10 protein-coding genes are annotated in these 10,384 nt (G+C 72.7%); 3 read left to right on the top strand and 7 right to left on the bottom strand.

Annotated features, from left to right (window positions below; translation table 11 throughout):
- Window positions 1-432: 432 nt before the first annotated feature.
- On the top strand, window positions 433-1,857 hold the full coding sequence (locus J7E94_RS32925; RefSeq protein ID WP_251057592.1) for a zinc ribbon domain-containing protein: 1,425 nt from the start codon (window positions 433-435) through the stop codon (window positions 1,855-1,857).
- A 78-nt stretch (window positions 1,858-1,935) separates the two neighbouring features.
- Here J7E94_RS32925 and J7E94_RS32920 read toward each other — a convergent pair whose 3' ends face one another.
- Both J7E94_RS32920 and J7E94_RS32915 read right to left on the bottom strand, forming a co-directional pair.
- Window positions 1,936-2,127 (bottom strand): DUF397 domain-containing protein, encoded by a 192-nt coding sequence (locus J7E94_RS32920; RefSeq protein WP_215020500.1) that lies wholly within the window; start codon window positions 2,125-2,127, stop codon window positions 1,936-1,938.
- A 14-nt stretch (window positions 2,128-2,141) separates the two neighbouring features.
- The gene (locus J7E94_RS32915) at window positions 2,142-2,993 is read right to left on the bottom strand and encodes a helix-turn-helix transcriptional regulator (protein ID WP_215020499.1); all 852 of its coding nucleotides are present in this window, start codon (window positions 2,991-2,993) and stop codon (window positions 2,142-2,144) included.
- Between the two features lie 199 nt (window positions 2,994-3,192).
- On the opposite strand from J7E94_RS32915, the gene J7E94_RS32910 reads away from it, so the two are divergent.
- Window positions 3,193-3,624 (top strand): ATP-binding protein, encoded by a 432-nt coding sequence (locus tag J7E94_RS32910; protein ID WP_215020498.1) that lies wholly within the window; start codon window positions 3,193-3,195, stop codon window positions 3,622-3,624.
- Between the two features lie 57 nt (window positions 3,625-3,681).
- Here the strand turns inward: J7E94_RS32910 and J7E94_RS32905 are convergent, their stop codons facing one another.
- From J7E94_RS32905 to J7E94_RS32885, 5 genes are read right to left on the bottom strand one after another with little or no spacing between them, the layout of a single operon-like run.
- The gene (locus J7E94_RS32905; RefSeq protein ID WP_215020497.1) at window positions 3,682-4,491 is read right to left on the bottom strand and encodes a type III pantothenate kinase; all 810 of its coding nucleotides are present in this window, start codon (window positions 4,489-4,491) and stop codon (window positions 3,682-3,684) included.
- Between the two features lie 3 nt (window positions 4,492-4,494).
- On the bottom strand, window positions 4,495-5,463 hold the full coding sequence (nadC, locus tag J7E94_RS32900; protein WP_215020496.1) for a carboxylating nicotinate-nucleotide diphosphorylase: 969 nt from the start codon (window positions 5,461-5,463) through the stop codon (window positions 4,495-4,497).
- 2 nt (window positions 5,464-5,465) lie between these two features.
- Window positions 5,466-7,214 (bottom strand): L-aspartate oxidase, encoded by a 1,749-nt coding sequence (locus tag J7E94_RS32895; RefSeq protein WP_215020495.1) that lies wholly within the window; start codon window positions 7,212-7,214, stop codon window positions 5,466-5,468.
- Window positions 7,211-8,203, bottom strand: a complete 993-nt coding sequence (gene panC, locus J7E94_RS32890) for a pantoate--beta-alanine ligase (RefSeq protein WP_215020494.1) — start codon at window positions 8,201-8,203, stop codon at window positions 7,211-7,213. Before panC ends, J7E94_RS32895 begins: the two co-directional genes overlap by 4 nt.
- Window positions 8,200-9,105, bottom strand: a complete 906-nt coding sequence (locus J7E94_RS32885; RefSeq protein WP_215020493.1) for a Rossmann-like and DUF2520 domain-containing protein — start codon at window positions 9,103-9,105, stop codon at window positions 8,200-8,202. Before J7E94_RS32885 ends, panC begins: the two co-directional genes overlap by 4 nt.
- Window positions 9,106-9,202: 97 nt before the next feature.
- Between J7E94_RS32885 and J7E94_RS32880 the strand changes: the two genes are divergently transcribed.
- Entirely contained in the window at window positions 9,203-10,348 is a 1,146-nt protein-coding gene (locus J7E94_RS32880) for a low specificity L-threonine aldolase (protein ID WP_215020492.1), read from the top strand.
- Window positions 10,349-10,384 lie beyond the last annotated feature (36 nt).

The raw sequence follows: 10,384 nt of genomic DNA, 5'->3' as shown, positions 1-10,384 counted from the left end.
CATGCTCGTCCGCCGCGCGACCAGCCTCTACCGCTGGGACGACCGCCCCACCACCCGCCGCCTCAAGTGATCCATTTGCCGGTCGGTCTTAGGTATCCGCAGTGATCGTGTTGTGTTCGCGTCGTGGTGTTCGTCCTGCGCGGGTGTCGGATGCCGGATGTGGGTTCGTGGATCGAATGAGTGACCTTTCGTGCGGGGTGTCGTTGATCGGATGACAGCATCGGGTCGCGAGGGCGTGCGCTGCGGTCCGTGCGGTGGCGGGCCGAACTCACGGTCGGTGTCCTCGCGTCGTGGCCCGCCGACCCTGCCAAGCGCACAGCGGATGAGTGGGATCAGGTGCGTGCTGCCGTGCCCGGTGGGCGGCATCTTCCCTCCAGTGTCATCAAGGGTCGGACCCGGCAGATGTCCTCGTTCGTGAAGGCCCATGGCCGTATGCCCGCTGATGTGTTCGAGTTGGAGGGGGTGCCGGGTGTGGCGCGGATGCTGTTGCTGTCCGCGTGTGACGGGCAGCAGGCCACCATCGAGCGCTGTGCGGACGGGCCGGGCCGGGTGGTGCTGCGGCTGCAACTGCCCGTCCGTCCCGACCCGCGGTCCTACCGGGACTGGACCTGGGTGGCCTGCCCGATCGCCCTGCCGCCGACGGTTCCGGCCGGGGCGGTGGTGCACCTGCCCACGCTGCGGGTCCACCAGGGCCGGGTACGCGCCGATCTCGCCTACACCCACGCTGTACCGAAAACCCGGCGCGCCGGCCACACGGTCGCGCTCGGTGTGGACTGGGGCCTGAACACCCTCCTGTCCGCCGGAGCCGCCCACCTCCACGAGGACGGGCGGATCACCGCCCTCGGCACAGGTGCCCAGTTCCGGGCCGCCGGCATCCTCGCCAAACAGCACCGGCTCCGCCGGCACGCCGAACACCTGCACGCCAAAGCCGACCGGCACCAGCGCCTCACCGACGGCCGCGCACAGCAGGGCCTCACGCCGAACCTCCCGCTGGAGCACAGGCAGGCACTCATCCAGGACGAGATCCACCATGTGTCCGCCCGCCGTACACACCTGGGCGACGCTCTCGCCTGGTCTGCCGCCCGCTGGGCCGTCGATCAGGCCGTCGCCGCCCGCGCCACGGTGATCTACCTCGAAGACCTGCGGTCGATGGAAGCCCGTGGGATGGGCCGCACCATGAACACGCGCCTCTCCCAGACCGTGCGCGGTCAGATCGCCGAACACATCCGTCACCTCGCCACCGAAGTCGGTGTCGCGGTGGTCACCGTCCCGGCCCGAGGCACCTCGAAGCACTGCCCGAACTGCCTCACCCCGCTCCGGCACCGCAAGGCGCCCGACCGGCCCACCACCCCCGGCTGGAAATGGGCCCTGTGCCCCGGCTGCGGCTGGCAGGGCGACCGCGACCAGGGGGCATGGCGGCGTATCGCCGCACGCGGACTGACCCACCAGACCAAGACCGTGGTGGACCGCACCAGTGGGGACATGACCATCCACGCGACCATCGACCACTTCGAAGCCCGCGCGGTCATCACACCGACCGCGCCCAAAGCCGGCCGGGACCGGTCCAAGACCGGACCCACCCGGCACAAGCCGCCACGTCCGACGCCCAGGCGACGCCGGACACCCTCCCCCACCAGGCCGCAAGGTCCGGCGGGCAAGCGTCCGGAGGGACACGCTCACACGGACCGGACCCGGCTGCCCCGCGCAGCCCACCGGCACCAGGACGTGACAACGATCAGCACACCCACCACCAGCCGACACCGGCCACAAGGGGGCAGCACTGGGCGCGGGATTCCACCTCCACGCCCACGCCACCCCACCACGATGGGAAATCCCGTCGCCAGACACCATGTCTGACACAGGATCACTAGGCTGATCAGAGACGCTGCAGACGAGTAGGACTGCCGCTCGGCCGCGGGCTGCTCGTTCGGGCCTTCAAGAGGCGCTGAGTTCCTTCACCGCCTGGAGGAAGGTCGACCAAGCGGTCGGGGAGACGGTGAGGTGGGCTTCGCCGGGATCGGCGCTCCCGGCCACCTTCACGGCCGCGCCCGGGGCGGTCGTCGCGACGTGCACACAGGCCTCGCCCTCCTGGCAGAACGATGACTTTCGCCAGCTGAGCTGAGTCATGGGGACTCCTCGGTTCACAGGGTGCGGAGGATGCTGTGGATGAAATCCCGGCTCTCCCCGCATCCGAGGGCTGCGCCCTCCATGCGGTCCAGAAGCAGCCGGTATTTGGCGAGCTGAGCCTCGGCGTCGACCAGGGCCGGGCCGTGGGACTGGTCGAGGTGGACGGTGTCGAGTTGCTGTACGGGCCCGTGGACGTAGTAGATCGACTGGCCGGAGCCGGGAAAGGAACCCGCGTCGAAGGGGATCACCAGAATCCGGACATGGCTCAGCTCCCCCATCTCCAGCAAGTGGGCCAGCTGAGCCTTCACGACGGAGTGCCCGCCGAACTTCATCCGCAGGGCCGCCTCGTGGATGATCGCGGTGTACGGGATCGGGTTGTCACGGTGGAGCACCTCCTGCCGCTTGATCCGGTGGGAGACGCGGTGCTCCACATCGGCCTGGGGCAGCGGCGGCAGCACGTGCCCGAAGATCTCCCGGGCGTGGTCCGCTGTCTGCAGCAGGCCGGGCACGTGGACGGTGTAGGCGGCGCGCAGCGCCAGACCGTGGTGCTCCAGCTCGGCGAGGTCGAGCAGGCCTGGCGGGAGGATCTCTCTGTACTGCTCCCACCAGCCCTTCGTGCGGTCGCTCGCCATTGCGGCCAGTGCGTCGACGAGCAGGGGGTCGCAGACGGAGTACACCTGGGCCATGGCGCGGACACGTTCGGGACTGACTCCGAACCTGCACGTCTCCACGTTGCTCAGCTGGCCCTGGCTGGTGCCGAGTTGACGCGCCGCCTCGGTTGCCGTGAGCCCGGAGCGTTCTCGCAACTTGCGCAGCTCAACGGCGACGCGGACGCGTCGGGCCGTCAGTGCTACCCGCCCCGCCATCCTGCTCCCTTCCGACAGCTGTCTCACTCACACGAGCGAATGGGGGCCTGGATATCGCGAGATCCGCGCAAATATCACTTGCGTGACCCTAATCTGGGACACAGGCCACCCGCCCGGAAGTACCCCGCTCGACGGAGCGGCACGGTCACCGGGCAGCAAGTGCAACGCGACCAACGCCCCTCCGTGATCGGAGACTTCCATGCCTGCCACCGTATCTCCGTCGTGGGCGTACAGCCTGCAACTCCCACAAGATCCCCGTGCCCCCGGCCTCGCACGCCAGACCCTGCGTTCCGTGCTCCGGACGCATGCGATGAGCGCGCTCACCGAGACGGCCGAGCTGTTGGCCGGGGAGCTGCTCGCCAACGCCTACCTCTATTCCGACGGCCCGTACACACTCCGGCTCCGGGCCATGGAGTCCACTCGGCTGCGGGTCAGTGTCTGGGACAACAATCCGCACATCCCGCCGCCCTTTGGAGCAGACTCCCCCGGCGGAACACCGCAGTTGGGTGCCGAGCGCGGCCGCGGGCTGTTCCTCGTACGGGCATACGCCGACAACTGGGGCGGATATCCGCTCGGCGGGACGGGGCTGTACGGGGACGCCGGAGGGAAGGTGCTGTGGGTCGAAGTCTGAGCCCGATCCGGGCCGGGACCGTACGCACGTGGGGGTACGGCCCCTGCCCCGGCGGCGTCAGTCGAAGTTCGGCGCGTTGCGCTCGTAGACCAGCCGCAGCCCGACCAGCGTCAGCCACGGCTCGTGGTCGTCGATCACCGAGGACTCGCCGAGCACGATCGGCGCCAGGCCGCCCGTGGCGATGACCCGCACGTCGTCCGGGTCGCCGTTCGGGGCCGCCAGCTCCTTGGCCATCCGGTTGACGATCCCGTCCACCTGCCCCGCGAAGCCGTACACCACGCCCGACTGCATCGCCTCGACCGTGGACTTGCCGATCACGTTGCGCGGCCGGGCCAGCTCGATCTTCCGCAGCTGCGCGCCCCGTACGCCGAGGGCCTCCATCGAGATCTCGATGCCCGGGGAGATCACCCCGCCCACGTACTCGCCCTTCGCGGACACCGCGTCGAAGGTGGTCGCCGTACCGAAGTCGACCACGATCGCCGGGCCCCCGTAGAGCTCGACCGCCGCGACCGCGTTGATGATGCGGTCCGCGCCGACCTCCTTCGGGTTGTCCATGAGGATCGGCACGCCCGTCTTGATGCCGGGCTCCACCAGCACCGCCGGCACGTCCCCGTAGTAGCGCCGGGTGACCTCGCGCAGCTCGTGCAGCACCGACGGCACCGTCGAGCAGATCGCGATGCCGTGGATGCCGTCGCCCAGCTCGTTGCCGAGCATCGGGTGCATGCCCATCAGACCCTGCATGAGCACGGCCATCTCGTCGGCCGTGCGCCGCGGGTCGGTCGAGATGCGCCAGTGCTCGACGATCTCGTCACCGTCGAACAGGCCCAGGACCGTGTGGGTGTTGCCGACGTCGATGGTGAGGAGCACGGGTTACACCGCCTCGCGCAGATCGAGGCCGATGTCCAGGATCGGGGAGGAGTGGGTCAGGCCGCCGACGGCCAGGTAGTCCACCCCGGTCTCCGCGTACGCCCGGGCCGTGTCCAGGGTCAGCCGGCCCGAGGACTCCAGCACCGCGCGCCCGGCCACCAGCGCCACGGCCTCGGCGGTCTGCTCGACCGTGAAGTTGTCCAGCAGGATCAGGTCGGCGCCGGCCTCCAGCACCTCGCCGATCTGCTCCAGGGTGTCGACCTCGACCTCCACGGGCACGTCCGGGAAGGCGTCCCGTACGGCCTTGAAGGCCTGCGCGACCCCGCCGGCCGCCACCACGTGGTTGTCCTTGACCAGTGCCGCGTCCGACAGCGACATGCGGTGGTTGACGCCGCCGCCGCAGCGCACCGCGTACTTCTCCAGCGCCCGCAGGCCCGGCGTCGTCTTGCGGGTGTCGCGGACCTTGGCCTTCGTGCCCTCCAGCACGTCCGCCCAGCGGCGGGTGGCGGTCGCGATGCCCGACAGGCGGCACAGGATGTTCAGGGCGCTGCGCTCCGCCGTCAGCAGGTCACGGGTGCGCGCGCCCACGGAGAGCAGCACCTGCCCGGCCTCGACGGTGTCGCCGTCCTCCGCGTGGCGCTCCACCTCGAAGGCCTCCGTGCAGACCATGGAGAAGACGGCCTCGGCGATGCGCAGCCCGGCCACGACCCCGTTCTCGCGGGCGACGAAGTCGGCGACGGCCTCGGCGTCCTCGGGGATCGTGGCGACGGTGGTCACGTCGACCCCGCCGTCGAGGTCCTCGGAGAGCGCCATGTGGGCGATGTCCTCGACCTCGACGGGGTCCAGGCCTGCGTCCGCCAGCAGCTGGGCCAGCGCCGGGTCGAGGCCGGTCTCCTCGCCGTCGCCGCAGGCGCAGTCGTCGCCGCAGCCGCCGTCATTCTGGTCGATCAGGGGGAGTTCGGGGGTGCTCACGGTCACTGCTCCAGGCTCTGGGTGCTGAGGGGTACGTGCACGGACGGGAAGTCCGCGGAGTCGGTGGGGACGACGACCAGGGCCCGCTTCTCGGTCGCCGAGAGCCGGACGACGAGATGGCGGCGCCAGGCCGCATCGTCCCGGTCCGGGTGGTCCTCGCGCCAGTGGCAGCCGCGGGTTTCCACGCGCCGCTGGGCGGCGGCGACCAGGACGCGGGCCACGCACAGCAGGTTCGTGGCCTCCCAGGTGTCCACCCCCGGTTCCGCGGTCTTGCCGTGCGCTTCGAGCTCGTTGAGGGCGGTGGCGTACAGGCCTTCGAGGGCCTCGGCCGCCGTGCGCAGCGACTCGGCGGAGCGCAGCACGCCCGCGCCGTCCGTCATGATGCGCTGGATCTCGTACCGCGCACCGGCGGGCTGCAGCGGCCCGGTCGCGGGGACCGGTATGCCGGGGCCGTTGCCGGAGCGGGCCTGGGCGGCGATGTCGTCGGCGATGCGCTCGGCGAAGACCAGGCCCTCCAGCAGGGAGTTGGAGGCGAGGCGGTTCGCGCCGTGCACGCCGGTGCAGGCGACCTCGCCGCACGCGTACAGGCCGGGGACGGTGGTCCGCCCGTGCAGGTCCGTCCGGACGCCGCCCGACGCGTAGTGCGCGGCGGGCGCGACGGGGATCGGCTCGGTCACCGGGTCGATGCCGTGGGCGCGGCAGGCGGCGAGAATGGTCGGGAAGCGCTGCTCCCACATCTCGGCGCCGAAGTGCCGGGCGTCCAGGTACATGTGCTGCGCGCCCTGCTCCTGCATGCGGCGCATGATGCCCTTGGCGACGATGTCGCGCGGGGCCAGCTCGGCGAGCTCGTGTTGGCCCGTCATGAAGCGGACCCCGTCCGCGTCGACGAGGTACGCGCCCTCGCCGCGGACCGCCTCCGAGACGAGCGGCTGCTGCCCCTCGGCGTCCGGGCCGAGGAAGAGCACCGTCGGATGGAACTGCACGAACTCCAGGTCGGAGACCTCGGCCCCGGCGCGCAGCGCGAGCGCCACGCCGTCGCCGGTGGACACCGACGGATTGGTGGTGGCGGAGAAGACCTGGCCCATGCCGCCGGTCGCGAGGATCACGGCGGGCGCGTGGACGGCGCCGACGCCGTCGTGCTGGCCCTCGCCCATGACGTGCAGCGTGACCCCGGCGGTACGGCCCCGCGCGTCCTGGAGCAGGTCCAGTACGAGCGCGTTCTCGACGGTACGGATCCCCGCGGCCTGCACGGCTTCGACCAGCGCCCGGGAGATCTCCGCGCCGGTGGCGTCGCCGCCCGCGTGCGCGATCCGGCGGCGGTGGTGGCCGCCCTCGCGGGTCAGCTCTATCTCGCCGGTCTCCGCGGAGGTGTCGAAGACGGCGCCGGTGGCCATCAGCCGCCGCACCGCGTCCGGGCCCTCCGTGACGAGGAGCCGGACGGCGGCCTCGTCGCACAGGCCCGCGCCCGCCACCAGGGTGTCGTCCAGGTGCTGCTCGGGGGTGTCGCCCTCGCCGAGGGCCGCGGCGATCCCGCCCTGGGCCCAGCGGGTGGAGCCGTCGTCGAGCCGGGCCTTGGTGACCACGACCGTGCGGTGGCCCGCGGCGGCGCAGCGCAGCGCGGCCGTCAGCCCCGCGACGCCGGATCCGACGACCACGACATCGGCGTCGACGGACCAGCCCGGGGCCGGAGCGTGCAGCCGTATGCCGGTGCCTGCGCCGCCCGACGGGAGGTCTCTGCCTGGGGTGCTCACGAGTGTGCTCCGAATTCCAATGGGATGTTGTCGATCAGCCGGGTCGCGCCCACCTTCGCGGCGACGGCCAGCACGGCGTGCCCCGTGAAGTGGGGGCCGATCTCGGTGAAGTCCTGCGGGTCCACCAGCGCCAGGTAGTCCAGGTCCAGCGGCGGCTCGTGGCGGCCCGCCTCGTCCAGGACGTGGCGCGCGGCGGCCCGTACGGCGTCCGGCAGCCCGGCGCCCGCCGCCGAGACGGCGTGCGCGTCCGCGGAGGCCCGGATCTCCCCGAGCCGGGCCAGGGCGGTGGCCCGCTCGTCGCTGGCCGGGGCGGCTTCGGCCCGGGCGCGCAGCGCCGCCTGCGCGGCGAGCCGGTCGCGCCCGGCGAACAGGGCGCGGGACAGGGCCAGCGCGGTGCGCCGCTCGACGGGGGAGAGGTAGCGGTTGCGGGACGACAGCGCGAGCCCGTCCTCCTCGCGGACGGTCGGGACGCCGACCACCTCGACGGAGAAGTTCAGGTCCGTCACCATCCGCCGGATCAGGGCCAGTTGCTGGGCGTCCTTCTGACCGAAGAGCGCCAGGTCGGGACGGGTGAGGTGGAGCAGCTTGGCGACGACGGTCAGCATCCCGTCGAAGTGGCCGGGACGGGTGGCCCCTTCGAGGCGCTCGCCCATGGGCCCGGCGCTGATCCGCACCTGCGGGTCGCCGCCCGGGTAGACCTCGTCGGCGGCGGGGGCGAACACGGCGTCCGCGCCCGCCTCCCGGGCGATCGCGAGATCGGCGTCGAGGGTGCGGGGGTAGCGGTCGAGGTCCTCGTTCGCCCCGAACTGCAGGGGGTTGACGAAGACGGTGACGACGACCTGCCCCTCGCGACCGGCCTGCTCGCGGGCGCTGCGGATGAGGGTGGCGTGGCCCTCGTGCAGGGCGCCCATCGTCATCACCACCGCCCGGCGGCCGGCGCGCGGGAGCCCGTACAGCTCCTCGGCGGTGTGCAGCAGCAGCTCGGTCACTGGTCCCCACCCTCGGGATCGGCGAGTACGCCGAGCAGGTCCTCGGCGAGCTCGGGCTTGAGCAGACCGTGCGCGAGGGCCCGGTCGGCGGTGGTGCGGGCCATCGCGAGGTACCCGGCGACCGTGCCCGGGGCGTGCTTGCGCAGCTCCGAGACGTGCGCGGCGACGGTACCGGCGTCCCCGCGGGCCACCGGGCCGGTCAGGGCCGCGTCGCCGGAGCGCAGGGCGTTGTCCAGGGCCGCGCCGAGCAGCGGGCCGAGCATCCGGTCGGGGTGCTCGACCCCGGCCTTGTGCAGCAGCTCCATCGACTGGGCGACCAGGGTGACCAGGTGGTTCGCGCCGAGGGCGAGGGCCGCGTGGTAGAGCGGACGGTTCTCCTCCGCGATCCACTCGGGCTCCCCGCCCATCTCGATGACCAGGGCCTCGGCGGCCAGCCGCAGCTCTTCGGGGGCGGTGACGCCGAAGGAGCAGCCGGCCAGCCGCTGCACGTCGACCTCGGTGCCGGTGAAGGTCATCGCGGGGTGCAGGGCCAGCGGCAGCGCGCCCGCGCGGCGCGCCGGGTCGAGCACGGCCGTCCCGTACCGGCCGGAGGTGTGCACCAGCAACTGCCCGGGCCGCACCGCCCCGGTCTCGGCCAGCCCCTCGACCAGCCTGGGCAGCGCGTCGTCGGGGACGGTGAGCAGGACCAGGTCGGCCCGCTCCAGCACCTGCGCGGGCGGGACGAGGGGCACGTCGGGCAGCATCCGCGCGGCGCGGCGCACGGACGCGTCGGAAACACCGGACACGGCGACGGGCCGGTGGCCGGCCTGCTGGAGCGCACGCGCCAGCGCGGGACCGACCCGGCCGGCGCCGACGACGCCGACGGCGAGCCGGGCAGGGCGTGGCTGCTGAGATGGGTTCACGCGGGGAGGGCCTTCCGTTCCAGTCCGCGGGGGGTACCGGACGATACGCCGCCATGCTAGCTCCTGGGCGTTCTGGCCGGTCGGCGATGATGCGGGCATGACGGACGACGCGACGGACGACGCGCAGGACGACGCGCAGGACATGAAGCGGCTGGTGGCGGCCTGGCGGGGGGCGCAGCGGAAGCTGTCCCGCGGCCTGCGCGAGCCGACGGTGGCGGAGCTGCTGGCGCCGCTCGCCGAAGCCCCGTACGACCTGGACCAGCCGGCCGACGTGTACGGCGACGGGGTCGTCGCCGAGCTGGAGCGGCGGGTCGCGGAGCTGCTGGGGACGCAGGACGCGGCGTTCTTCCCGAGCGGGACGATGGCCCAGCAGGTCGCGCTGCGCTGCTGGGCGGGCCGGACCGGGAACCCGGTGGTCGCGCTGCACCCGCAGAGCCACCCGGAGCGGTGGGAGGGCGGCGCGCTGTCGGCGGTCTCCGGTCTGCGGACGGTCCACCCCACGACGGAGGCCCGCCAGCCGCTCCCGGAGGAGATCGCATCGTTCCCGGAACCCTTCGGCACCCTGGTGCTGGAGCTCCCGCTGCGCGACCCCGGCTTCCTCCTCCCCTCCTGGGAGGAACTGGAAGCCCTGGTGGAGGCGGCCCGCGCACGGGAAGCGGTCGTCCACTTCGACGGGGCCCGGCTGTGGGAGTCCACGGCCCACTTCGGCCGCCCGCTGACGGAGATCGCGGCGCTGGCGGACTCGGTGTACGTGTCCTTCTACAAGTCGCTGGGCGGGCTGAGCGGCGCCTGCCTGGCCGGGCCGGCGGACTTCGTGGAGGAGACCCGGGCCTGGCGGCACCGCTACGGCGGCCAGATCTTCCGCCAGTTCCCCCAGGCGCTGGCGGCCCTGGCCGGCCTGGAACGGGAGCTGCCCAGGCTCCCGTCCTACGTGGCGCAGGCGCGCCTGGTGGCCGAGGCCCTGCGCTCGGCCTTCACGGAATCGGACATCCCCTGGTTCCGCATCCACCCGGAGCAGCCGCACACGCACCAGTTCCAGGTATGGCTCCCGTACGAGCCGGACCACCTCCGCCGGGCCACCCTCCGCCAGGCGGAGGAAACGGGCACGGTCCTCTTCCACCGCTGGTCCCCGGCCGGCCCCCCGGGCCTGTCGATCACGGAGGTGACGGTCACCGCCCCGGGTCTCTCATGGACCCCGTCCACGGTGACCCAGGCCGCCCAGGCCTTCGCAGCCCGCCTGTAGACACGTTCCACCCACCCCACCGCCCCACCCGCACCC

The organism is Streptomyces sp. ISL-94, assembly GCF_018614075.1.
Lineage (GTDB): Bacteria > Actinomycetota > Actinomycetes > Streptomycetales > Streptomycetaceae > Streptomyces.
The sequence above is the reverse complement of the archived record's forward strand: the minus strand, read 5'-3'. Positions and strand labels throughout refer to the sequence as shown.